Source organism: Dysgonomonas sp. PF1-14 (genome assembly GCF_029892965.1).
GTDB lineage: Bacteria > Bacteroidota > Bacteroidia > Bacteroidales > Dysgonomonadaceae > Dysgonomonas.
This window is the reverse complement of sequence record NZ_JARXWN010000011.1, coordinates 97,813-121,793: the sequence shown is the minus strand read 5'-3', so window position 1 is coordinate 121,793 and position 23,981 is coordinate 97,813. Positions and strand designations below refer to the sequence as shown.

General features: G+C 40.6%; 20 protein-coding genes. 9 read left to right on the top strand and 11 right to left on the bottom strand.

Features of this window, described 5'->3' with window-relative positions:
- Positions 1-132 precede the first annotated feature (132 nt).
- Positions 133-1,614: a proline--tRNA ligase gene (gene proS, locus M2448_RS13805; protein WP_280646567.1), complete on the bottom strand. Its 1,482-nt coding sequence runs from the start codon at positions 1,612-1,614 to the stop codon at positions 133-135.
- Between the two features lie 1,330 nt (positions 1,615-2,944).
- Between proS and M2448_RS13800 the strand changes: the two genes are divergently transcribed.
- Positions 2,945-3,637, top strand: coding sequence for a YjjG family noncanonical pyrimidine nucleotidase (locus M2448_RS13800; protein WP_280646566.1), 693 nt, complete (start codon positions 2,945-2,947; stop codon positions 3,635-3,637).
- On the opposite strand, the gene M2448_RS13795 is transcribed toward M2448_RS13800, so the two are convergent.
- The gene (locus tag M2448_RS13795) at positions 3,632-4,588 is read right to left on the bottom strand and encodes an acyltransferase (protein WP_280646565.1); all 957 of its coding nucleotides are present in this window, start codon (positions 4,586-4,588) and stop codon (positions 3,632-3,634) included. The two genes, M2448_RS13800 and M2448_RS13795, sit on opposite strands and share 6 nt — an antisense overlap.
- 183 nt (positions 4,589-4,771) lie before the next feature.
- On the opposite strand from M2448_RS13795, the gene M2448_RS13790 reads away from it, so the two are divergent.
- From M2448_RS13790 to thrA, 5 genes are all read left to right on the top strand, one after another.
- A complete protein-coding gene (locus M2448_RS13790; RefSeq protein ID WP_280646564.1) occupies positions 4,772-5,647 on the top strand; it encodes an EamA family transporter in 876 nt (291 codons plus the stop codon).
- Positions 5,648-5,777: 130 nt separating this feature from the next.
- On the top strand, positions 5,778-6,596 hold the full coding sequence (locus M2448_RS13785; RefSeq protein ID WP_280646563.1) for an SDR family oxidoreductase: 819 nt from the start codon (positions 5,778-5,780) through the stop codon (positions 6,594-6,596).
- 126 nt (positions 6,597-6,722) lie between these two features.
- On the top strand, positions 6,723-7,331 hold the full coding sequence (locus tag M2448_RS13780; RefSeq protein ID WP_280646562.1) for an L-threonylcarbamoyladenylate synthase: 609 nt from the start codon (positions 6,723-6,725) through the stop codon (positions 7,329-7,331).
- Between the two features lie 89 nt (positions 7,332-7,420).
- Complete coding sequence (locus M2448_RS13775) at positions 7,421-8,953, top strand: S41 family peptidase (RefSeq protein ID WP_280646561.1); 1,533 nt, start codon at positions 7,421-7,423, stop codon at positions 8,951-8,953.
- A 17-nt stretch (positions 8,954-8,970) separates the two neighbouring features.
- Positions 8,971-11,424 carry a bifunctional aspartate kinase/homoserine dehydrogenase I gene (thrA, locus tag M2448_RS13770; protein ID WP_280646560.1) on the top strand — a complete coding sequence of 818 codons (2,454 nt, stop codon included), beginning with the start codon at positions 8,971-8,973 and terminating at the stop codon, positions 11,422-11,424.
- Positions 11,425-11,666: 242 nt separating this feature from the next.
- On the opposite strand, the gene M2448_RS13765 is transcribed toward thrA, so the two are convergent.
- Positions 11,667-12,395, bottom strand: coding sequence for a sulfite exporter TauE/SafE family protein (locus M2448_RS13765; protein ID WP_280646559.1), 729 nt, complete (start codon positions 12,393-12,395; stop codon positions 11,667-11,669).
- A 178-nt stretch (positions 12,396-12,573) separates the two neighbouring features.
- Here M2448_RS13765 and M2448_RS13760 point away from each other — a divergent pair, with 178 nt between their 5' ends.
- The gene (locus tag M2448_RS13760; protein ID WP_280646558.1) at positions 12,574-13,785 is read left to right on the top strand and encodes a cofactor-independent phosphoglycerate mutase; all 1,212 of its coding nucleotides are present in this window, start codon (positions 12,574-12,576) and stop codon (positions 13,783-13,785) included.
- A 54-nt stretch (positions 13,786-13,839) separates the two neighbouring features.
- Here M2448_RS13760 and cdaA read toward each other — a convergent pair whose 3' ends face one another.
- The 5 genes from cdaA to M2448_RS13735 form a co-directional block, all read right to left on the bottom strand.
- Positions 13,840-14,634 (bottom strand): diadenylate cyclase CdaA, encoded by a 795-nt coding sequence (gene cdaA / locus M2448_RS13755; protein WP_280646557.1) that lies wholly within the window; start codon positions 14,632-14,634, stop codon positions 13,840-13,842.
- Between the two features lie 71 nt (positions 14,635-14,705).
- On the bottom strand, positions 14,706-15,575 hold the full coding sequence (locus tag M2448_RS13750; protein ID WP_280646556.1) for a GNAT family N-acetyltransferase: 870 nt from the start codon (positions 15,573-15,575) through the stop codon (positions 14,706-14,708).
- Between the two features lie 56 nt (positions 15,576-15,631).
- Positions 15,632-16,531: a phosphatidylglycerol lysyltransferase domain-containing protein gene (locus tag M2448_RS13745; protein ID WP_280646555.1), complete on the bottom strand. Its 900-nt coding sequence runs from the start codon at positions 16,529-16,531 to the stop codon at positions 15,632-15,634.
- 563 nt (positions 16,532-17,094) lie between these two features.
- Positions 17,095-17,592 carry a flavodoxin gene (locus M2448_RS13740; protein WP_280646554.1) on the bottom strand — a complete coding sequence of 166 codons (498 nt, stop codon included), beginning with the start codon at positions 17,590-17,592 and terminating at the stop codon, positions 17,095-17,097.
- A 33-nt stretch (positions 17,593-17,625) separates the two neighbouring features.
- Positions 17,626-18,921 (bottom strand): MATE family efflux transporter, encoded by a 1,296-nt coding sequence (locus M2448_RS13735; protein ID WP_280646553.1) that lies wholly within the window; start codon positions 18,919-18,921, stop codon positions 17,626-17,628.
- 128 nt (positions 18,922-19,049) lie between these two features.
- On the opposite strand from M2448_RS13735, the gene ung reads away from it, so the two are divergent.
- Positions 19,050-19,712, top strand: a complete 663-nt coding sequence (gene ung / locus M2448_RS13730) for a uracil-DNA glycosylase (protein ID WP_280646552.1) — start codon at positions 19,050-19,052, stop codon at positions 19,710-19,712.
- Between the two features lie 72 nt (positions 19,713-19,784).
- Here the strand turns inward: ung and M2448_RS13725 are convergent, their stop codons facing one another.
- The 3 genes from M2448_RS13725 to M2448_RS13715 all read right to left on the bottom strand — a co-directional run bounded on the left by M2448_RS13725 (position 19,785) and on the right by M2448_RS13715 (position 22,897).
- Positions 19,785-20,804: a peptidoglycan DD-metalloendopeptidase family protein gene (locus M2448_RS13725; protein WP_280646551.1), complete on the bottom strand. Its 1,020-nt coding sequence runs from the start codon at positions 20,802-20,804 to the stop codon at positions 19,785-19,787.
- Positions 20,805-20,812: 8 nt separating this feature from the next.
- Positions 20,813-21,274, bottom strand: coding sequence for a nucleoside-diphosphate kinase (ndk, locus tag M2448_RS13720; RefSeq protein ID WP_280646550.1), 462 nt, complete (start codon positions 21,272-21,274; stop codon positions 20,813-20,815).
- A 309-nt stretch (positions 21,275-21,583) separates the two neighbouring features.
- Positions 21,584-22,897, bottom strand: a complete 1,314-nt coding sequence (locus tag M2448_RS13715) for a solute carrier family 23 protein (RefSeq protein WP_280646549.1) — start codon at positions 22,895-22,897, stop codon at positions 21,584-21,586.
- Positions 22,898-23,140: 243 nt separating this feature from the next.
- Between M2448_RS13715 and M2448_RS13710 the strand changes: the two genes are divergently transcribed.
- Positions 23,141-23,548: a hypothetical protein gene (locus M2448_RS13710; RefSeq protein ID WP_280646548.1), complete on the top strand. Its 408-nt coding sequence runs from the start codon at positions 23,141-23,143 to the stop codon at positions 23,546-23,548.
- The last annotated feature ends 433 nt before the right edge of the window (positions 23,549-23,981 follow it).

The window sequence follows — 23,981 nt, the reverse complement described above, 5'->3', positions numbered from 1 at the left end:
TTGATTGTATAAACACCAAAGCCGGAAGTTGAACCGGACAGTAGCTTGTAATATCTCATGATGGTTAAGGCCTTAAAGACAGAAGAGACATCTGGCATAGCCAAACATCTCTTCTTGTATGTTTCTTTAATATTAATATGCCCGTGCAAAAATAACGCGTTGGGCAGATGGTTTACCTGTTACCATGCACTTGCCGGGAGTCTTGTCTCCTTCAAGCGGAATACAACGGATCGTGGCTTTTGTTTCGGCTTTTACCTTTTCTTCCGTTTCGGGAGTTCCATCCCAGTGAGCAAGGATAAATCCGCCTTCTTCAATCTTTACTTTAAATTCATCGTATGAATCTACAATAATAGTGTGCTGCACTCTATGATCAAATGCTTTCTGATAGATATTCGTCTGAATCTCATCCAACAGCTTTTTGATATATATATCCAGATTATCACACGAAACGGTTTCTTTGGTCAATGTATCGCGGCGGGCTACCTCTACAGTATTGTTCTCCATATCGCGTGCTCCGATAGCGATACGCACCGGAACACCTTTCAGTTCGTACTCAGAAAATTTCCAGCCCGGCTTTTTATTGTCGGCATTATCATATTTCACACTTATACCAAGTGCTTTGAATGCTTTCACCATTCCTTCTACCTTTTCATTTATTGCAGCCAGTTGCTCGTCTCCTTTATAGATAGGGACGATCACTACTTGGAAAGGAGCCAGTTTAGGCGGCAGTACAAGTCCGTTATCATCCGAATGCGCCATAATCAATGCCCCGATCAGGCGGGTAGACAGCCCCCATGATGTAGCCCATACATAATCCATCTTGCCTTCCTTATCGGCAAATTTCACATCGAATGCCTTAGCAAAGTTTTGCCCTAAGAAATGAGAAGTACCCGATTGGAGGGCTTTTCCGTCCTGCATCATACCTTCGATGGTATAAGTTTCTACCGCTCCGGCAAATCGCTCTGATGCTGTTTTCACCCCTTTAACCACAGGCATAGCCATATGCTCTTCGGCAAATGTGGCATATACATCCAGCATCTTACGTGCCTCTTCTTCTGCCTCATCTCTAGTTGCATGAGCGGTATGACCTTCCTGCCACAGAAATTCCGCTGTACGCAGGAACAGGCGCGTGCGCATTTCCCAGCGAACTACGTTAGCCCATTGATTGACCAGAATAGGCAGATCGCGATACGACTGAATCCAGTTGCGGTATGTATTCCATATAATGGTTTCGGAGGTAGGACGAACGATTAGTTCTTCCTCCAGCTTTGCCTCCGGATCTACAATGACACCTTTCCCATCCGGATCATTTTTTAAACGATAGTGTGTTACAACAGCACATTCTTTAGCAAAGCCCTCCACATGGTCTGCTTCCTTGCTCAAGAAGGATTTGGGAATAAAAAGCGGAAAGTAAGCATTCACATGTCCTGTCTCTTTAAACATATCGTCCAGTTGACGCTGCATTTTTTCCCAGATAGCATATCCATAAGGTTTTATAACCATACATCCACGCACTGCCGAATTTTCGGCCATATCTGCTTTAAGTACCAGATCCTGATACCATTGATTGTAATCCTGACTTCTCGACGTCAGTTCTTTCAGTTCTTTTGCCATACTTTCGTTTATCTATAATGATCAATACAGATGGTTATACATTCATTGAAGCGCAAAGGTAACATTTTTTCAGTTAGCAGTTAACTGTTGCAAGTCAACAATTATCAAAAAGAGAATCATCTGTTATCAGAGAAAAGGTAACAAAGGTTACACATCTGCATTATTTTTTATCTCTGTTCCTTTCTCGCCTCTCTGTCACGCTGACCGCAGGGAAGAATCTCTTCACATATTACCCCGTATTATTAACTAAAAACTGACAACCAACGGTCACAGGAGCGAAGCGTATGTAAAGCAGACAAGTTTATCAGTTTTTAGCCCACTGGCTTACTCGTTTTAAAAGGCTCCGCCAATTGCGTCACAATTTCTTTTTTTCTCTCGTAGGGGCAGACCGGTGTGTCTGTTCGCTTATATAATTTTCAGGCGAACACATGGATTCGCCCCTACGACATCACGACTGATATTTTAACTAAAACCTTACAAAGATTACACTTCTTCATCAATTAGTTCCAATTCATTTTCAGCTTTTAACTTCTATATTCTATAGATAAAATACCAGAAAAAGAATAACATCAGGCTTTATATATAATGCCTGTGTGTATTTGATATTGTATTGAAGAAAGGTTGAATTACATTGAGCATAACTACTATCTATTTCTGGTTTTTAAAATATGGCTCATGTCTAACGCGCACTCCTGTGCTTGTTTTTCATTTTACATACGCTTTGCTCCTGTGACCGTTGATTGGCATTGCCCAAAACGAAACAAAAGGCTAGTGCTCCGCTCCTCAGCGACCTGTCAACGGCTTGCCGGCTGAAGGGGACAAACGGGCTATCGCCCCATCCCCTTCTACGCCGCCTGCACCGGACAGGTGCCCGCTTGCGGAGCTAATGCACAGAGTCGCGATGCGCTGACAAGGCAGGGTAATCGTCTCCAAATCATGCGTCAGCTCGCGCCGTTAGCTTTATGGACGGGGTACCCGTAGGGAGAGAAAGGCGTGAAACGAAAACGTGTTTGAGCTTATTAACAGATTCGTATTGCACAAAGCTATGAGCGAGTTTTTTCGTTTAGCCTTTGAGCCCTTTTACGGGTCGTCCTATGAAGCGGGGCGCTAAAGACTTTTTGATTCCTTTTGGGGCTTAGGCTAAAAGGAATGCAAGCAATCTGTGATTGCGCGCAGTAGAAAATAATAGAACATATAACTTCAACTACTGATTCGCATATACAATAAAAGCACAAGGTATTCAGATATATCATCACCACACCTTTAAGGATAAAGGTTAACTCAAAAATATTATTTTATATCTTTGCTTTCTAAAAATCATACGAGCTATATGAAATATACTGATATCTTACTCGATCTGGACGATACGCTTATCGACACTGTAGAGAATACCCGCCTGACGCTGATAGAAATATATGACGACTACGGGCTGGGCAATTACTTTCCGTCCTTCGATGACTTCTATGCTGTTTATAAGGCTAATGTAACTCAATTGTGGACATTGTACAGCAGCGGAAAAATTTCGAAAAAGACTTTGCAGTACGAACGTTTTGTCGCCCCCCTCACTCCCGTAGAAAGTATCAGCACAGAACAGGCACTTGCCATGAACGATGATTTCATAGCACGCATCATGCTGAAAAAAACACTGATAGATGGCGCTAAGGAGTTTTTAGATTATCTGTATCCAAAATATAAAATACACATCTTGTCTAACGGATTTACCGAAATGCAGTTCAAAAAGATTACCAGCGCAGGACTAGACGGATATTTTGATAAGGTAATCCTCTCTGATAAGGTCGGTGTAAACAAACCCCATCCCGATATTTTTAGTTTTGCGCTGAACGAAACAGGCAAAACGAATAAGGAAGTAATCATGATTGGTGATAATCTGCATACTGATATCAGTGGAGCCCGAAACAGTAATATAGATCAGATATGGTTCAACCCACAGAATCAGCACTCGTCTGAATTCACCCCTACATACACTATCACCAGATTGGCCGAAATAGAGAATATCTTATAAAAAGATTCTGAATCGTTTATTAAGTTCAAGAATAACAGCCGACATCAGTACGGACAGAAAGAAATAGATAGGGAACATAACTATCTCTGCTTTATACGGAGATCCGGTTATTATAAATATTGCCAGAATATGAACGAAATAAATGGATGAAACCATCTTCGACATATAGCCATCACCTCCTACTTCGTATTTTGAATACTTCAGCACTGTAAGGAATAGAAGAGGACAAAGAAATGGAACAACAAAGTAGATCTCGTCCTTAGCCGGATTCACCTCATTCAGCTTAAAGTAGTATACGAAAGTAGATTCTACCAGCAGAAGTACCATCAGTACCGCAGCCAGCACCACCATTCCCGTACTTTTAAAGAAAGCCTTTTCTTCCAGATTGTTTTTCTTTATATAATAACCCGCAAACATGAACGGGAATCCCATGAACAAGAATGTACGGACAATAGTAGGATACATATATATATGTACATCGAGAAGATAGATCTTCTGAATCACATACCCGATAAGGAATAAGACATAAGCTGTTATAAGCATTACTTTCATATTGCACTTATGCGTCAGATAGATAAGAAGTGCTGCCCCTATCAGACTGGCAATATACCAGAGATGATAGTATCCGGTAAAGAGATTTATAAGTATCAGCTTCTTCCCTCCTCCGGTCATATACCAGACAAACGGGAAATAGATGACTGTCCATGTAACATAGATTATCAGGAGCCGCGACAGATATTTCTTCACCTTAGCTTTATCATGCGCAATATCGGCAAAATAATAACCATTGACTATAAGAAACAATGGGACAGTTACACGTGCAAAACCGTCAGAAAAAAACCAACCAAACAGTCCATAGTCCGATATATCACTGTGTCCGCTTATAATAAGCATTATCAGAGCCAGTTTGGTATAATCGAGGGTAATATTTCTGCCTGCAGTGTGTGCCATCTAAAAAGTGCAATTATAAAATGGAAAATCTATATTAAAACTCGTGTTACGCGCACAAAGATAAAACATTAATCAGTTTATTGAAAGAAAAACAAATAAACCATAAATTTATTTTCATCTGTTTGCCATGATACAAATCAGGCAGATTAACGTACATTTGTACGCTTTTATTTCCATGCTATTATGAACAAAACAAAAGGTATTGCCCTAGCCCTGATCTCGTCCGGTACATTCGGACTTATTGCCCTCTTCTCAATCCCGCTGCTGAAAGTGGGTATGCATGCTCCATCTATTTTGTTTTACAGGTGCGTATTTGCCACCGTTGTATTGGGAGTAATATGCCTTGTCAGGAAAAAGGAGTTCCGCATATCGCCAAAAGCGGCTACACTTCTTTTCTTTCTTGGTATGCTATATACCATAACTGCTATGGGCTTGATCTATTCATACAATTTTATTTCCAGCGGAGTTTCCACTACTATTCATTTTCTCTATCCGGTGTCGGTAGCCTGTATGATGATCATTTTCTATAAAGAAAAATTGTCACGCAACCTGCTTTTTGCAGCCGTTCTGTCTTTAACGGGAGTAGCATTACTTTGTTGGAGCGATACAGGTTTCATCAGTACTAAGGGGCTTTTGGCTGTGCTGATGACAGTCTTCACCTATTCCGTTTATATCGTAGAGTTGAATAAACCCGAATTGAAAAAGTTGGAACCTGAGATAATCACATTCTATGTGATGCTTTTCGGAGGATTTATATTCTCTGTATTTTCCTATTCTACAACAGGTATAGAGCTAATTCCCGATACGAGCTCACTTCTCAATCTTATCGGTCTGGCTTTGTTTGCAACTGTATTGTCCAACCTCACCCTTGTAGCCGCCGTTAAGCATGCAGGTTCTACCATTACATCCATACTCGGCTCCCTGGAACCTGTTGTGGCTACAATGATAGGAGTATTTCATTTCAGTGAGCCGTTCGGATGGAATAGCCTGATCGGATTACTATTGATTATCGGGGCGGTTACACTGGTTATTCTTACCAATAAGGAGCAGGCGAAGTAGGCGTTTATATAATTTTTAAACTGATTTTATATTAACTATTGCACATTTTTACTATTTTTGTGCGATAAATTAATTATAAACAGCTATCGCATATATTAAGTAGCTAATAAATCATTAAACGAATATAAAGATGAGTAACAATTTATTAAAAGGCAAGAGAGGTATTGTTTTCGGTGCGCTGAATGACAAATCTATTGCCTGGAAGGTAGCGGAAAAAGCGGTGGAACAAGGAGCAACTATCACCTTGTCGAATACACCTGTTGCCGTAAGAATGGGCGAAACAAACGCTTTAGGAGAAAAGTTGAATGCTAAGATTATAGCTGCCGATGCTACAAATCTCGAAGATCTGGAGAAAGTATTTGTAGAATCGATGGAAGCTCTTGGCGGAAAAATTGACTTTGTACTTCATTCTATCGGTATGTCTCCGAACCTGCGAAAAGGCAGACAATACGACGACCTTGACTATGGATTGTTAGATAAGACATTAGATATTTCTGCTGTTTCATTCCACAAGATGATGCAGGTTGCTAAAAAACTGGATGCTATTGCAGAAGGCGGTTCTGTTCTTGCACTTACACACATTGCAGCACAACGTACATTTACAGGATACAACGATATGGCAGATGCTAAAGCGCTGCTTGAATCGTTTGGCCGCAGTTTCGGTTACATCTATGGCCGCGACAAGAAAGTACGCGTGAATACAATCTCTCAATCGCCTACACTTACTACTGCCGGACAAGGTATCGGTGGTATGGACGCATTCTTCGACTTTGCTGAGAAGATGTCTCCTCTGGGCAATGCTAGTGCAGAGTCTTGTGCAGACTACTGTATCGTCATGTTCTCAGACCTGACGCGTATGGTAACCATGCAAAACCTGTTCCACGATGGAGGTTTCTCAACGATGGGGCTGACTCAGGCTATTGTAGAAGATTATATCGAAAAGAAATAAGCAAACAACAATATTTTGAAGAACGGCTCATAAATAACAAATTATGAGCCGTTTTCTCATATAAATCTACTACTTTTGGGTTCAGGTACTGTTATTATGCGTACCTCATTGTTATACCCGGTAAATATGCTTATAAAGTTATACGAAGAAAACCCAAACCAGAAAGAAATAGACAAGATAGTCTCTGTCCTACAAGACGGCGGACTGATTATCTATCCTACCGATACGGTATATGCCATCGGTTGCGACGCGCTCAATGTGCGGGCTGTGGAGGAGATATGTAAGATGAAGAATATCAATCCGGCAAAAAGCAATCTCTCCATTATTTGCTACGATCTGAGTAATATCAGTGAATATGCACGAGTGGATAATGCAACTTTTAAGCTGATGAAGAAAAATTTGCCGGGAGCCTTTACGTTTATATTGAATACTACGTCCTCTCTTCCAAAGATATACAAGAATAAGAAGACCGTAGGTATACGTGTGCCTGACAATAATATTATCAGGCAGCTGGTACATGAACTGGGAAATCCTATTCTTACCACATCAATAAAAGATGATGATGAGGTTGTAGAATATACCACAGATCCCGAACTGATATACGAAAAGTATCAGGACATGATAGATGTTGTCATTGACGGTGGTTATGGAGGAATAGAAGGCTCTACAGTGGTCGATTGTACGGGAGATGAACCGGAGATTATACGACAAGGTAGTGGAGAATTAATTTTGTAGAAGCGTATTAAATCAATATATTTGCAATCTTCTTTCCGGGAGGGTGAATTGCAATCAAAATAACAAAATTGCTAATTAAATAAAACCTTATGAAAGCAAAACTTACATTTCTGTTAATATTTACTTTTGCTTTATTATCGTTCAACGCTTGTAAGGACAGCAAAGATGACGATGATTTGGGCAAGGAAATGACTGATGATGAATATACAAACAGATGGATATATAATAAGATGAAAAGCCTCTATCTGTGGAATACCGATCTGCCGGCGTCTCCAGACTTCACGCAGGAATCCAAGCCTTTCTTCCGAAGTATTCTTTTCAGATATGGCAATGTAAATGGAGACCGCTTCTCGTGGATAGAAGAAGACAAGTCGAAAGAAACAAAATCCCTGTTTGCCGAACCTAATCTGGGATTCGAATATATCCCGATGTCGTACTTTGCTACAGGCGTAGAGAAAGAGAGCTCCTCTCTCGGCTTCTTTGTAGTGTATGTGCATAAAGGTTCAGATGCAGAATCGAAAGAACTGAAAAGAGGACAGGTAATTTACAAGGTTAATGGTACTGATGTAGATTACGATAATTATAAAGACATATTCGATGGTAAAACCTCTCTTACTTTGTCGGTGTACGACAATGACGGAGCGAAGACAACTTTAAGAACAATACAGGCATCAGAAAAAAAGAAATCACCTGTATTCATCAGCAAAGTTATCCCGAATACAAAAATAGGATATCTCATGTATAATGGCTTCGAAAGAGGGCCTGATGAAGAAGATGAAAATAATTTTGAATACGACATCCAACTGATGCAAAGCATCCAAAGTTTGTATAGTCAGGGAATTACTGATCTTGTACTCGACTTGCGTTACAATCCGGGAGGATATCTTACTTCGGCTATCGACTTGGCAAGTGCCCTATATCCCGGCAGGACAGGTAAGATTTTTGCAAGAGAAAAGTATAATAAGCACTTCGAAGATTCATTATTAGCAAAATATAACAATGACAAGTCTATTTTTGATGACTATTTTCTTGAAAAAGCATATAATACAGATGTAACGATTCCTAAATCGAAGCTTACCCGTTTGTACATCATTGCTGCCGAATATTCTGCCTCTGCGAGTGAGTTGGTGCTACACAATCTGAGACCCTACATGACAGTATATCATATTGGAGAAACCACAGTAGGGAAAGATAAGGCTTCTATGACTGTAGATTCGAAAGATAGCCGGATAAAATGGCAAATACAGCCGCTTATATCCCGACTGTCGGATGTGGACGGCAACGGAAATTATATAAATGGTCTGACCCCTGATAAAAGAGTCTCGGAATGGGCAGAAGGTTATACGATGCAAAGGGCAATTTATTCAGATGGTAGCGAAACAGAAATACCTTCATTGTCGATGTGGATAGGTGGGCTTGCCGAACTAGGAGAGCCTTCAGAGCCGTTGCTTGCCGAAGCTATCTATCATATACAAACAGGTAGCTTCAGACCAAATGTCAAATCAACGACCCTTCCGTCGAAAACATCGGTGCGGGTGCCGCGCATACAACATAATAACGAATCACGTCAGCGGATAATTATAGACGCAGATAGATTCTCGGATTCAAGAAAGAATAAATAAAAACAGATAATATACTGATGAAAGTAATGAAATTTGGCGGAACATCCGTAGGTTCCGCTGCTAATATTGCGAATGTAAAAAAGATTGTAAGCAGGGAAGAAGGCCCCATAGTTATAGTTGTTTCAGCTTTCAAAAGTATAACGGATAAATTGTTACTCACCTCAGAACTTGCTGCTATAGGGGATTACTCCTACGAACGCGAGTTCAGGGAAATTGTAGAACAACACACGACTGTTATCAGTAAGCTCGATATTCCGGAAGAGCAACGTCCAAAACTTGAGGCGGAAGTTAATCAGTTGCTTGAAGAATTGAGCAATATTTTTAAAGGAGTATTCTTAATAAATGATCTTTCCCCTAAAACTTCGGATAAAATAGTCAGTTACGGAGAACGCTTGTCTTCTCTGATTATCAGCTATGCCTTTTCCGATTATGAGTTACTCGATGCCACAAAACTGGTCAAGACAGATTCGGCTTTCGGTAAGCATACACCTGATATTGAGTTATCCGGTAAGCTCATTCAAAATGCATTCGAAATATCATCGAAGAGAATTTTGGTAGCCGGATTCATCTCTACATGCAAAACCACAGGCGAGATAACAAATCTGGGACGTGGCGGTTCCGACTATACTGCTGCTATATTTGCTTCGGCACTCAATGCCAATATACTCGAAATATGGTCGGATGTTGACGGGTTCATGTCTGCCGACCCGAAGGTAATAAATGGAGCACATGTAATCGAAAATCTGTCGTTTACAGAAGCCACCGAACTTTGCAACTTTGGAGCAAAGATTATCTATCCACCGACAATATTCCCTGTTTATCACAAAAATATACCCATCAGGATAAAGAATACCTTTAAGCCCGATGCATCCGGCACATATATTTCGCATGATGGGGGCAACGGGGAACAGAACAGGAAGAATAAGGCAATGATAAAGGGGATATCTTCCATTTCCGATTCGTGCCTCATTACTGTTCAGGGACTTGGCATGGTAGGTATTATCGGAGTCAATTTCCGCATATTCCGCGCACTGGCAAAAAACGGTATCAGTGTATTCCTTGTATCACAAGCCTCGTCAGAAAACAGTACATCGATAGGTGTGCGTTCTGTCGACGCAGAACTAGCTGTGCACGTACTCGAAGAAGAGTTTGAAAAAGAAATTGCTCTGGGTAGTATAAACCGCGTTCTGCTCGAAACAGATTTGGCAACTGTAGCTATTGTTGGCGAGAACATGAAATATACACCCGGTATTGCCGGAAAGCTTTTCGAAACACTGGGCAAGAGTGGCATCAGTGTCATCGCTTGCGCGCAGGGAGCTTCGGAGGTAAATATCTCATTCGTTATCAAGAATAAATATCTGCGCAAAGCGCTGAACTCTATACACGATTCATTCTTCCTGTCCGACTACAAAGTACAGAACCTGTTCATTGTGGGTATCGGCACAGTAGGCGGCAACCTGATAGAACAGATCAGGCACCAGCAACCTAAATTGATGGAGCAATACGGACTAAAACTGAATGTTGTAGGTATTGCACGTGGAAGTAAAGCGCTGTTTTGCAGGGAAGGGATCAGCCTTGACAACTACAGGCAGGAACTTGAAGAAAAGGGCATCCCCAGCAATCCCGAAATACTCAGGGATGGCATCATAAATATGAATATATTCAACGCTGTATTTGTAGATTGTACAGCCAGTGATAAGGTAGCGCAGATATATGGTGACCTGATGTCGAATAATATTTCGGTGGTTACAGCCAATAAAGTGGCAGCGTCATCCGCTTACGATAATTACATCAGTCTGAAAAACACAGCACGTGAACGTAATATCAAGTTTCTTTTCGAAACGAATGTAGGAGCCGGACTGCCGATTATAAACACAATGAACTCGCTTGTCAATTCGGGAGACCGTATCGTAAAGATAGAGGCTGTATTGTCGGGCACTCTCAATTTCATCTTCAATGCCATAAGTAAAGAAGTACCGTTCAGCAAGGCTATCTATCTGGCCAAAGAGCATGGATATTCCGAGCCCGACCCGCGTATCGACCTTAGCGGGATGGATGTTGTGCGCAAGCTTGTTATCCTTACGCGTGAGGCAGGATACAGGGTAGAGCAGTCCGATGTAAAGAAAAACCTCTTTATTCCGGCCAAGTATTTCGATGGCACAATAGAAGAATTCTGGGCTGATATCCGTCAGATGGATGCTGAGTTCGAAGCTAGAAGGAAAGAACTGGAAAGTGAGCATAAACACCTCCGTTTTGTTGCAAAATACGAAGATGGAAAGTGCGAAGTAGGGCTACAAGAGGTAGGACAAAACCATCCGTTCTACGAGCTGGAGGGTAGTAACAATATCATACAGATCACTACAGAACGCTATAATGAATATCCGATGATAATAAAAGGATACGGAGCAGGAGCAAGTGTTACGGCTGCCGGAGTGTTCTCCGATATTATCAGTATTGCAAATGTGAGGTAAAGCCCCTGTATTCATTTTCCGGCTTATGTTGAAGCCATCTCACCAGAAAGTGAAGATGGTTTCAGTAACTGTTTAAATTTGATTGGCAATCTTATTTTGTGTTATTTCAAATATATTTTCTTCTTTTTATTCGCAGGTTTAGCGGGCTAAACCAAGAGTGAAAAGTAGAAAATAGAGAAGAAAGAATAATCTGAAACAGTTATATGAAATATTTTCGGTCAAATTTAAACAGTTACTCAGTATTACCCTACAAATGAACCTGCAATAAAAGCAAGACCGATTAAGATCAGCCCTCCATAAACATACTTATAGAAAGAGTTTCCACTTAGCTTTTTGTTCAGATACCGCCCTAGAAAGATAGCCGGAAATATGACCACTAAAGAGTAGGCAAAATTATGAAAGACTTCGGTCGTAACCATTCCTTTATAGATATATCCTACTAATCCCAGTAAGTTTGCAGCCAGAAAATAAGCCTGTAAAGTTGCACGAAAATACTGTGCATCCCACTTTCTCATATTGCCGTAGACAACAAGAGGAGGTCCGTTTGCACCATAAGCCCCTCCAAAGACACCTGATAAAAAACCACAGATAAAAAGCCAGAACTTGTTATCCTCCTTGAGTGTAAGCACATTTTTGGCAAACAATGAATAGAGTGAATACAATATTATTAAAATACCGAGCCCAGTTTTGACATATAGCTCATTACCATAAAAAAGAATCAGTAAGCCGAATGGAATACCCGGCATGGCAAATAATATAAGCCATTTTGCACTTGAAAGGTGTATCTGTTTATAATCCTGGATAACCACAGTCAGAGCAACAGTTATCGACATTAGTACCGTCAGAGGAACGGCAACTTCTATCGGGAGTAAAAAGCTAAGGAGAGGAACGGCAATTAAGGCCTCCCCAAAACCAAATGTGGAACGGAATGTTGTTGCAATAAAAGCAATAAGTAGTATGTAAATAATCATTGTTATGCTTTACATCGGTCTGTATCTCAATCTCTGCTAAGGTACGAAAAAATAGGAAATATCTCTTCCTGACAGAAGTGTCAATTTGCATACCAGCGACTATTGAACATTACCAAAAGTTGTTTTTTAAATATATTATAACGAATTTTGTGCTTCAAAACGAATTAATACTGTAAAAATGAAAACAATTATAATTCTGGCCGATGGCGCTGCTGATGAGCCGATAGCCGCACTCGGAAATAAAACGCCACTGCAAGCTGCAAAAAAACCATATATAGATATGCTCGCCGCCAAAGGGAAAAGCGGAGAACTGGACACAATACCTCCGGGCTTTAAACCGGGCAGCGAGATTGCCAATCTTTCCGTACTTGGTTACGATGTACCGAAAGTATTTGAAGGGCGTGGTTCGCTTGAAGCAGCCAGTATGGGAATAGATATATTGCCCGGTGAGATGGCTATGCGCTGCAACCTTATCTGTATAGAAGATGGCAAGATAAAGAACCATTCGGCAGGACATATATCAAGCGAAGAGGCTGCCGAGCTGATCTGCTTCCTCGATAAAGAACTAAACGATGGAAAGGCAAGCTTCTATCCGGGAGTATCGTACCGCCATTTACTGAAACTAAAAGGTGGAAATAAGCACCTCGATTGTACAGCACCTCATGATGTTACAGGTACACCGTTCAAAGATGTACTTATAAAAGCGGAAGTACCCCAAGCACAGGAAACAGCCGACTATCTGAACAGCCTGATACTCAAATCGCAGGAATTACTGAAAGACCATCCTGTGAACCTCAAACGTATAGCCGAAGGTAAAGATCCGGCAAATAGTATATGGCCTTGGTCGCCGGGCTATCGCCCACAAATGCAGACTTTGCAGGAACTGTTCGGTATAAAGAGCGGCTCTGTTATCTCAGCTGTCGATCTGATAATGGGTATCGGTGTTTATGCCGGTCTCAAACTAATTCATGTAGAAGGAGCAACCGGACTATGGAATACCAACTATGAAGGAAAAGCGCAGGCAGCAATAGATGCGCTGAAAAATGACGACTTTGTATATCTTCATATCGAGGCTAGCGACGAAGCAGGACATGAGGGTGACTATGAGTTGAAAACAAGGACAATAGAGGATCTCGATAGTCGTGTAGTAAAAACGATATACGAAGCTACTAAGGATTGGGACGAAGCTGTAACGATTGCTATTCTGCCTGATCATCCGACCCCATGCGCTATAAAGACACATACTAACAAACCGATTCCGTTTCTGATCTATCGTTCGAATGGACAAGCCGATGATGTAAAAGTCTATGATGAGTTCGAATCACCTAAAGGAGCTTACGGACTGATACGTGGTAAAGAGTTTATGGAAACACTGTTCGGTGAAAAATAGAAAGCATATAGAAATGTAAGGGGCTTGATTCTGGGAATCAAGCCTCTTACTGTTTTATGATTTGGCTTTCCCTTTTTTCTTTTTCCGCATAGTGCCTATCAGCAACTCCTGTAGCTTTTCGGGAGTAATGTTGGCTTCTATCTTACCTTCACTGGCAAATGATATCTTTCCTCTTTCTTCCGAGATAACAATCACTTTGGCATCCGTCTCCTGAGAGATTCCCAGAGCAGCCCTGTGGCGTAATCCGAAAGCTTTTGGTATATCCTGATTCTGTGATACAGGAAGGATGCATCCGGCAGCTTTTATCTTATTTCCGGCAATGATCATCGCCCCATCATGCAGAGGAGTATTTTTGAAGAATATATTCTCTATCAGGCGGGTACTGATGTCTGCTTCAAGGATTTCCCCTGTTTCTTCATAATTGCCGAGCCTTATCTCTTGTTCTATAACAATCAGTGCTCCGGTATAGGTCTTAGCCAGATTCATACATGCCAGTACCAGCGATGTGACGACCGAATCGTTCAACTCACCCGAATCTTTCGACCTGAACAATCGTGTGAAGAACCGGAATGTCCTGTTTGAACCTAAGGAGATAAGGAAACGCCTGATTTCGTCCTGAAAAATGATAATGATAACGAACAACCCGATATTGACAAATTTATCGAGAATGGCACCCATTAGCCTCATTTGCAGCACCTGAGAAACGAGTATCCAGATAACAATAAAAGCCAGTACCCCGTTGAAGATAACGCCTGTACCCGATTTGGATACAATCCGGTATAACTGATACATCACTGTTGCTACCAACAGGATATCTATTATATCTTTTATTCCGAAATTTTCTAACATAAGGGCGAAACGGGATTATCAATTTCCAAAGATAACGGATTTCTTTTATTTTTTACCACTTAACGGGCTTCTTATTCCAGCATCAGGTTTATAATCGGGTGATGCGACTCAAAGAACGGGTGATATATTTCACCTGTCTCTTCCGGTCGGAATCCGAACAGAAGTTTACACAACAGACGTATATCCACCTCTATATCATAATCGCCGTCAGGGCTGAGAACAAGCTCTACACTCCCCTTGTCGATCACGTAAACAGATGCCTTTTGTAAAAAACTGTCGTTGACCTTTATTCTGAACTTTTGAGACAAGTTGGCTTTGGCATACATACTCAGTGCAGACCATACATCGATGATACGTGCCATAGCCGACAGGTTGGTCTTAGGCGGATATCCGTCCAGCCTGTACTCTTTCCTTATCGCCTCAAAGTCCTCCTCACTCTTTTGCACACAGAAATCTAACGGACGAAACATTGAGTCGAGCACCCTGTATCCTTCCTGCGGATCAGCGTATGTATCCATTATTTCTTTCAGCGGGATGAAATCGTCACCTTTTTCGAACACCTGTTCGTAGCCAAATTTTTCATAAAACCCATATAGCCAGTCTTCGGCAGGGATAAGGATTGCCAGCACAATACTTCGTTCTGCTATGATGCGGTGTGCCTCGTAGATCAGTTTTGCCATATAACCCCTTTGACGATGTTCCGGCAGTGTGCACAATCCTGCCAGATATGCAAAAGGAATCTCCTGCCCATAGAAAGTTATAGTGTACGGCAGCATCTGCAATGAAGCAACGGCTATGTCTCCTTCAAAATAGATGAGTGTATTTTCGTCCTTGTACTTGTAAGTAAAGAAAATATCAAGAAACTCCTCTGTATCTTCAAAGCAGGTCTTCCACATCTGGCGGACTATCGGGGCGGTATGTTCGTTGGCAAATCGTATCATAATCCGAAAATACAATTTTCCGGTGATTCCGTCTTTACGTTTTTGTTATTAAATACTTATTTAAGCGGAATTAATATAGCTTCTTCAAGTAAAATGTCCGGATAGTAAGACATTTTGGCTTTACGCAGATTTTCAAGTCCCATATCTTCCTCTCTGTTGATATATGTAAACTCTGATGCTTCGTGTTCTATAAACTGCTGATTGATAATCGTGTATGCACCGTTCACTTCTCCGAAAGCTTTTTCTACATGCACTACAAAAGAATCTCCAGTAAGTGGCTCGCCTATGGTGAATGCCACTATTCTGCCGTTTACCCTTACTGCACCTCCGCGTAGTTGCAGCGCATCGAAGTCGCGCAATAATATCTTAGTCGCTATATAATCGAAGCGTTGCGAAAAGTCGATCTTGGACACATTCACTTCCTCCCACTCATCCAGCATCTCGGCACATTCGTCCAACTCTTCGCGCGAAGTCAGTGGGAAATATTGCCAGTCGGGATTGTCCGCCTTGAAGCGATTGATATGGTTCCGCTTGCTTTGCAGCTTTTTCCCCGACAGTTTAATCAGCTTTTCAGAAAGATAAATGTACTCATCATTGTTCCTGTCCGGAATATAACGGAATTTATAAGGCACTTCTTTCTGTATTTTCTCCCACATACGTGTGGTAATTCCCTTCATCTGAAAAGGTATCTTATTCTCTTCCGCATCTTTTATTATCAGCTCGAAGGCATCTGCCAACGGCATTTTCCCGATAGGCATCATATAATAAAGCTGCCCGTCAGAGTCCTGAAAACGGAGAAATATAGTCCGGTGCTCTATGGCAAATACAGTTTTAAACTTGGCATTCCATGCATAGAGATTGGCAAAGCAGAAGTCGCATGCACGATATATATTGCCCGCAAAGCAAGCATCAATGTCTTTTTTGTCAGACAATGTAATTTGTTTAAAGTTGATCATAAAATGAATATAAAATTCTATCCATAAAACAAAGCCAGTACAAATATTGTTCCAAAATCATTTTATGGATATAACGTTCCAAAGCAAACATACAAAATATTTTAACTAAAACCTGATAAAACCCAGCTATCAATCGTTGATTTATTAAACCTTAAATTCTTTTAAATCTAATAATTACTCAAAGTATGCCAATCGGCATTTGAAACTGTATTTAGCAAACGCTCGATTCCCTGCTGTGCGTCCTTACAAAATTGCTTGCATTCCTTTTGCGGCAACAACAACCAAGCGGCACAGAGGCAAGGCGTATGTAAAAGCAAACAGGCAGAATGACTATTACATCACACTACCTGTCTAACTATCTAATAGAAGTATATACTTTTAGAGTCTGTTTAAATTTTATTCATTCAGATTTTTAGAGCCATTTTGGGAATAATTTATTCTTTTTTGAGGTGATAATAGCGGGCTATTTAAGCCGATAAAATGGATAAATTAAACCAAAAGAGCCTAAAAATGAATGAAAAAGAATCTGTAATAAAATATTTTGGTAAAATTTAAACAGACTCTTAATTCAAATATTTTTTCAGTTCCTGCACCCATGCAGCAATACGGGACTCGGTTTCGTTGTATTCATTATCTTCGTCCAGAGCTAAACCTACAAAACGGTCGTTAACAATAGCTTCCGAATCATCAAATGTATATCCGTCAGTTGATACAGAACCCACTATCTCTACTTTATTTTTCAACGCTTTATAGATAATATACATTCCTCCTGCAAAACTGGTAGAGAAAGAGGCACTGTCTCCCAAGCCAAAAATAGCCACTTTTTTACCGGAGAAATCCATTTTCTCGATTTTAGGCAATAGTATTTCCCAATCGTCCTGCAAATCGCCGACACCTGTTGTCGATGCGCCGAGGATCAGAAAATCATATGGTTTCAGGTCGTCGATGGTTACGCTTTCTGCATTGAACAAAGCAGCCTGATCGAACGATGCTTGAATTTTTTCCGCTACCGACTCTGTGGCTCCGGTAGATGAGCCGTAAACTATTGCAATTTTACTCATAACTATTTTTTAATTTATTTTACTAACTATCAATCATCTGGAACCACGCAAGATAGCAGGAGCCATAAAACTCTGAACTATCCCCCTTAATGCCAGATACATGATAAACGCAAACCACAGGATATTGTTCGCCGAAACATCTGAAAAGGCGAAATATATAAGAAAAAAAGCAGAGACCGCTATCAGCATCGAATTTCGCATCTGATGCGATGCTGTAGCCCCTACAAATACCCCGTCCCAGAGGAAAGCCGCAAAGCCGGCTACAGGGATCAGCAACACCCAAAACTGATACTGCTTTGCCAGTTCTATAATATTCTGCTTGTCAGTGAGTATAGCCAGTATCTGATCGAGAAACAGTGCATAGACAAGTGTAAACAAGGAGACAATAATAATACCCCATAAAAACAGTTTCTTTACCAGAAGCTTTAGTTGTCCCCTGTCATTTGCTCCGATAAACTTTCCGGTCAGCGCCTCTGCTGCATAAGCAAAGCCATCCATCATATACGAGAACAGGATAAACATCTGCATCAGGAGAGCATTTACCGCAAGTATATCTTTTCCCGATTTGGCCGAAGCAGACATAAAAAATGTAGTAACGGCAACCAAAGCCATTGTACGGATAAAAATATCGCTGTTGACTTTGAAAAAAGGTATATATGACCTTAGATTGCGCAACACCTCGAAATTGAAATATTGCTTCAAATAACCATATTTTACATTCCATATAAACAAAGATGCCAGAAAGCCCGAGTACTGTGCACAAAGCGTAGCTATAGCTACTCCGCCGATCTTCATGCCGAATCCATATACAAGTAGGAAACTCAGTCCGATATTCACTATATTAACTCCGATAGCTATAACCATCGGAATCTTTGCGTTCTGCATACCTACATACCAGCCGTTGAATGTGTACATTCCCAACACTGCCGGCGCAGCCCAGACATATATATAAAAATATTCCTGTGCGTATCCCCTCACAGACGGTCCTGCATCCAGAAAATAGAAACCGACAAGGGCTATGAAATATTGTAGCAGGATGATAAGAATACCCCCGATCATTGCCACAGTCAGCGAACGAAGTAGAATGTTTGTCTGTTCGGCAGTATTGTCAGCTCCATAAGCCTGTGCTGTAAATCCACTCGTACCCATCCGTAAGAACGAAAAGCTCCAGTATATAAAATTGAAAAGCATCGTAGCCAGAGCAATAGCCCCGATGTAGTCTTCCGAATCGAGATGCCCGACGATAAACATATCTACCATTCCCAATAGCGGAACGGTGATATTAGATATTATATTGGGAATTGCCAGACGGAATATACTTCTATTCATATCGTTTGCAAAATTACGATAGTAAAAGGAGAAGTACAAATGTTAAATAACAATCGCGGTTCTTTTCAAATTATTGTATCTTTATACGCTAATACCGGATATGAAATATGAAACAAAACGAATATACTATGGATGTAAAAATTGAGGAAAGCTGGAAAGAGCAGTTAAAAGGCGAGTTTGAAAAAGATTATTTCATAAAACTGACCGATTTTGTAAGAGACGAATACCGTACAAGAAAGACTTTTCCACCTGCAAAACTGATCTTCAACGCTTTTGAACATACTCCGTTCGATAAGGTAAAAGTTGTGATACTCGGACAAGACCCCTACCACAACGACGGACAGGCACATGGCCTGTGTTTTTCCGTTCCGGAAGGCATTCAGCCTCCCCCATCGCTTGTAAATATCTTTAAAGAGATAGACCGAGACTTGGGTATTCCCGTACCGCCATCGGGTGATCTTACCCGTTGGGCTAACCAAGGTGTGCTGCTACTAAATGCAACACTAACTGTAGAAGCACACAAAGCTGGCTCGCATCAGAAAAAAGGGTGGGAAGAGTTTACCGATGCAGCCATTCACAGGCTGGCAGACAATCGTGAAAATCTTGTTTTCATCTTGTGGGGATCGTATGCACAAAAGAAAGCATCATTTATCGACACTACCAGACATCTGGTATTAAAATCGGTGCATCCGTCACCATTATCGGCTTATAACGGATTTTTCGGCAACAATCACTTCAGTGAAACAAACAAGTATCTGCAATCAAAAGGGATTACTCCTATAGAGTGGTGAAAAAATAATAGCAAAAGAAAAAGCCTGGAAATTCGGAATTTCCAGGCTTTTATTATATTGTTCTATTATATCTTACGATGTTCTTATCGACTTACCTTCACGCAATATAGTTTTAGAACTTATGCCATTCAGTGAGCAAAGTTTGCTAACTGTTGTTTTGTATTTTCTGGCAATAGCTCCGAGTGTATCACCTTTCTTCACACGATGATATTTTACATTACCCGATGCATATTTATTTTTCACATTGGCTTTAGAACGTGTAGGTGATGATGCCAGTGTATTTATATTTACCCCTTTTGAGCTTCTGTCATAGCTTCTGGCTGTAACCAGATAAGTATCTTTATGGCAAACTTTATTATTAAAGTCTACAATAAATGAAGGGTTGATAGGATTTCCTAAAAAACGGAATTCGAGATGCAGATGCGATCCTGTAGAACGTCCTGTATTTCCTCCTAAGGCGATAGGTTCGCCCGATTTTACGACTTGATCTTCATCTACCAGAAATTTAGACAAGTGTCCATAAACTGTTTCCAATCCATTCGTATGGCGAAGTGTCAGATAATAGCCATATCCGCGGCGCTCGTATTGTTTTACGCGCACTTTTCCGTCAAATGCGGCATAGATAGTATCTCCCACCTGTACTTTCAGGTCGATACCGTAATGCATCCTGCGACGGCGGGGGCCGTAGTTCGAAGTCACATGTCCCATAGTAGGCATTGTGTAATTCGACAAATCTACCCAGAACGTATCTGGTGCATTTTCTATAGAGCGATATGCATTTACATATCTGTTGTTCCATATACCTCCATACAGATCGTCCGCAGGTATTTCGCCTTCAGCCAAGATACGTTCTTCCTGTATTTCTTTCAATAAGGAAAGGTCTCTCTTTATTTTTATACCATCTGCATATAGATTATTCGAATTGGAACGGCTATGGCGCTGCTTGTACTTTAGTTCTGCTCTCTCTGTATTAGATTCCTGATTTTTGCTGCTTTGGGCAAACCCGCTCATCGGTATTAAAAACATTGCCGCTAGTGGCAGGTATTTAAGCCTCTTGAAGCTATCGGTCAAAGTATGTTTTCTTCCTTGCATAATATAAGTTAAATCTCATCACTTGCGTACAAGTTGGCAAGTGTAGATAGTTTATAATCAAAAATTTCGTCGTCTCTAAAAAATCTTTTCAATTCTATTTTAGCCGATTCGGTTGAATCTGACGCATGAACGATATTCTCCTGTGTACTTACCGAAAAATCGCCACGTATAGTACCTGCTGCTGCATCGCGTCCGTTAGTAACACCTATCAGTGCACGTACAACCTTAGCAGCATCTATTCCCTCCCAGCATTGCACTATGACGGGGCATACCTGCATAGAGTCTTTCACACGCTGAAAAAACGGCCTGTCTTTAAGATGTGCGTAATGTTCACTCAAGATAGTGTCGTTCAATAGTACCATTTTCATTCCGGCTAACCGTAAACCTTTTTTTTCAAAGCGAGAAACAACCTCTCCGACAAGCGCCCGTTGGACACAAGATGGCTTCAGAATAACGAGGGTTTTCTCCATAATTTTTTGCTTTTAATAAATAAGATTTAGTATATATAACCGTCAAATATAGAACTTATTTCATTGTTCCGCAAAATTATAAACGTCAAAAAAGGACAATTTAACAGCAAACCGGATATGTTTTAAAGCACGTTTTAGAATAAATATCCCGAAAACAGAAGGATAAGAGCCATGCCCTCAACCTTTTCGATTAACTATTTATAACAGGCTCCACTCCTGTGTTTTTTAACGTTCACTATCTCGGAAGGCTCATCTGAAAACAAAAAAGTATGAGTCTCTCTCATACTTTTTCATATCATTCTTTAGATGTTACTCTTTGAACATTTCATCAAAATCAACGACTTGTTTTCCGGGCAATACCTGATTGAGGACAACTCCGATAATAGATGCCAAGGCCATACCTTCGAGTGAAAACACTTTACCTATATGAATAGCAGCACCTCCAATACCGATTACCAGTATAACGGATGAAATAATGAGATTACGCTTACGGCTGAAATCTACTTTATTTTCGACCAGCATGCGTAGTCCGCTGGATGCAATAATACCAAACAGCAATATGGATACCCCCCCCATTACAGGAGAAGGAATGGTGGTGAGTAAAGCAGCTATTTTTCCACAGAAGCCAAAAAGTATAGCAAAGATAGCTGCACCTACAAAGAGGTATATACTGAATGCGCGGGTAATAGCCAGCACACCGATATTCTCACCGTATGTAGTATTCGGAGGGCCTCCGATAGTAGCTGCGATCATAGTAGCAACTCCATCACCAAGCATAGAACGGTCGAGACCGGGATCTTTGATCAGGTCTTTCCCCACCACTTTACTCAATACCAACTGATGACCGATATGTTCGGCAATAGGGACTATCGCAACAGGCACCATCAACAAAAACACACGCCATGTAAAGGTTGGTATATAATCGACAAATGGTATAGTGAACGGCGGCAGTTGTATCCAATTAGCGTCTATTACAGGTTGCAGATCTACAATACCGAGGCATATAGAAAATATATATCCGCCGATGATGCCAACTAATACCGGTATAACACTTAAGAAGCCTCGTGTAAAGATTGCTGTCAGGATAGTTATGGTCAGTGTCACCAGGCCTACCAGCACATAAGTAAGATCGTATTCTCCGGCCGGATTGTTTGTAGCCATCCGTATAGCTGTTGCTGACAACCCCAGTCCGATCACCATTATCACAGGCCCTACTACCACAGGCGGCAATAGCTTCATCAGCCATTTTGTACCCGACTTGGCTATGATCAGCGCCACTATTGCATAGGTAACTCCGACAAGAAAGCTGCCGACAAGAAAACTACCGACACCGACACCCGATGCAGGGTCAAGTTCGAGCCCCTTTACTGCAATGATGGGATTTATAAAAGCGAATGAAGAACCCAGATATGAAGGTACTTTACCTTTAGTTATGGCAATAAACACAAGTGTACCTATACCACTGGAAACAAGAGCTACCGCCGGACTCATACCCGTAAGGGCAGGGACTAGTACCGTAGCCCCAAACATAGCGAAGAGGTGCTGGATACTTAAAAGAAGCCATTGTGCCGGTTTAGGTTTTTCCTGGATACCCAGAACTATCTTTTTTTCGTCATTCTTCATATCAAATTCATGTAATTAGTTAAGTTAAAGCCGAAAAAGAATATGTCCGGCAAAATTCCGATACAAAAATAGTATTTATTGAAAAACATACAATATTATTCCTCTCTCAAAGAGGCTTCCAATTCCACAGCACAACATAAACAATTCATTATAAACAGAATAACACACTTCGAATTTTAATTTTAAACATAGTAAATATTCTTTTGCAATAATTATACTTACACACTCCAATTTTTACCGAGAATGAAAAAACAAAGTGAGGCAAGCGAATGTTTTATACCAGAATTGAAACAATTCACAAACGCTAAAATTAAAAAGATTACGATTATGAAAAAGATTATTCTATCAGGTGTTGTAGCAGTTGCTCTTTTCGCCTCTGCAAATATTATGGCTCAGGATGCTCTCACTAAAACCAAGCAAAGTGTAAAAACAGAAACAAAAAAAGTGGATGCTAAACTTGGCGAAGCAAAACACGATGCAAGCCTTCATATAAAAGATGCTAAAAAATCAGCCGACTCTGATGTAAAAGGCATCAAACAAAAGGCTGACAACAAACTGAGCGAGGAAAAAAAAGAAACAAAAGCCGATGTAAAAAAAGCGGAAAAGAGAGTCAAGGCTGACGTACAAAATGTAAAACAAAAACTGAAATAAGAGTAAAGACAGATAAGAAGAAGACATGTAGTGAACAGAAGCGATCCTGAGAAGAAGATGACCCCGAAAGTCATCTTTTTTTGTTTGATGAATATAACCTGTGTAAGGGGTTATAATATTATCGTGAATTTATTTGTCAATTAACTTTTATTTCGTTAATTCGCACCCAAAACTTATTTATCAAAAACCTACCATTTAAAGATGAACTCTACAAACTCACTCTTTCCTGTCGAAATACAGGATTATACAATACAAACTCATTGGATAAAGAGACATACAAGGTCTAAAATGATATATCTTAACCCGTGGTGCATTTAGCTAAGAACCTGTTTAAATTTTACCAAAACATTTTGTTATCGTTCTTTTTTCGTTCATTTTCAGTCTCTTTTTGTCCGATTTTCCCCTTTCTTCAGCTTGAATAGCCCGCTATTCG

What these genes read in the sequence shown, in the direction of transcription:
- proS (WP_280646567.1), bottom strand. Translation starts at nt 1,614, where the DNA reads ATGGCAAAAGAACTGAAAGAACTGACGTCGAGAAGTCAGGATTACAAT.
- M2448_RS13800 (WP_280646566.1), top strand. Translation starts at nt 2,945, where the DNA reads ATGAAATATACTGATATCTTACTCGATCTGGACGATACGCTTATCGAC.
- M2448_RS13795 (WP_280646565.1), bottom strand. Translation starts at nt 4,588, where the DNA reads ATGGCACACACTGCAGGCAGAAATATTACCCTCGATTATACCAAACTG.
- M2448_RS13790 (WP_280646564.1), top strand. Translation starts at nt 4,772, where the DNA reads ATGAACAAAACAAAAGGTATTGCCCTAGCCCTGATCTCGTCCGGTACA.
- M2448_RS13785 (WP_280646563.1), top strand. Translation starts at nt 5,778, where the DNA reads ATGAGTAACAATTTATTAAAAGGCAAGAGAGGTATTGTTTTCGGTGCG.
- M2448_RS13780 (WP_280646562.1), top strand. Translation starts at nt 6,723, where the DNA reads ATGCTTATAAAGTTATACGAAGAAAACCCAAACCAGAAAGAAATAGAC.
- M2448_RS13775 (WP_280646561.1), top strand. Translation starts at nt 7,421, where the DNA reads ATGAAAGCAAAACTTACATTTCTGTTAATATTTACTTTTGCTTTATTA.
- thrA (WP_280646560.1), top strand. Translation starts at nt 8,971, where the DNA reads ATGAAAGTAATGAAATTTGGCGGAACATCCGTAGGTTCCGCTGCTAAT.
- M2448_RS13765 (WP_280646559.1), bottom strand. Translation starts at nt 12,395, where the DNA reads ATGATTATTTACATACTACTTATTGCTTTTATTGCAACAACATTCCGT.
- M2448_RS13760 (WP_280646558.1), top strand. Translation starts at nt 12,574, where the DNA reads ATGAAAACAATTATAATTCTGGCCGATGGCGCTGCTGATGAGCCGATA.
- cdaA (WP_280646557.1), bottom strand. Translation starts at nt 14,634, where the DNA reads ATGTTAGAAAATTTCGGAATAAAAGATATAATAGATATCCTGTTGGTA.
- M2448_RS13750 (WP_280646556.1), bottom strand. Translation starts at nt 15,575, where the DNA reads ATGATACGATTTGCCAACGAACATACCGCCCCGATAGTCCGCCAGATG.
- M2448_RS13745 (WP_280646555.1), bottom strand. Translation starts at nt 16,531, where the DNA reads ATGATCAACTTTAAACAAATTACATTGTCTGACAAAAAAGACATTGAT.
- M2448_RS13740 (WP_280646554.1), bottom strand. Translation starts at nt 17,592, where the DNA reads ATGAGTAAAATTGCAATAGTTTACGGCTCATCTACCGGAGCCACAGAG.
- M2448_RS13735 (WP_280646553.1), bottom strand. Translation starts at nt 18,921, where the DNA reads ATGAATAGAAGTATATTCCGTCTGGCAATTCCCAATATAATATCTAAT.
- ung (WP_280646552.1), top strand. Translation starts at nt 19,050, where the DNA reads ATGGATGTAAAAATTGAGGAAAGCTGGAAAGAGCAGTTAAAAGGCGAG.
- M2448_RS13725 (WP_280646551.1), bottom strand. Translation starts at nt 20,804, where the DNA reads ATGCAAGGAAGAAAACATACTTTGACCGATAGCTTCAAGAGGCTTAAA.
- ndk (WP_280646550.1), bottom strand. Translation starts at nt 21,274, where the DNA reads ATGGAGAAAACCCTCGTTATTCTGAAGCCATCTTGTGTCCAACGGGCG.
- M2448_RS13715 (WP_280646549.1), bottom strand. Translation starts at nt 22,897, where the DNA reads ATGAAGAATGACGAAAAAAAGATAGTTCTGGGTATCCAGGAAAAACCT.
- M2448_RS13710 (WP_280646548.1), top strand. Translation starts at nt 23,141, where the DNA reads ATGAAAAAACAAAGTGAGGCAAGCGAATGTTTTATACCAGAATTGAAA.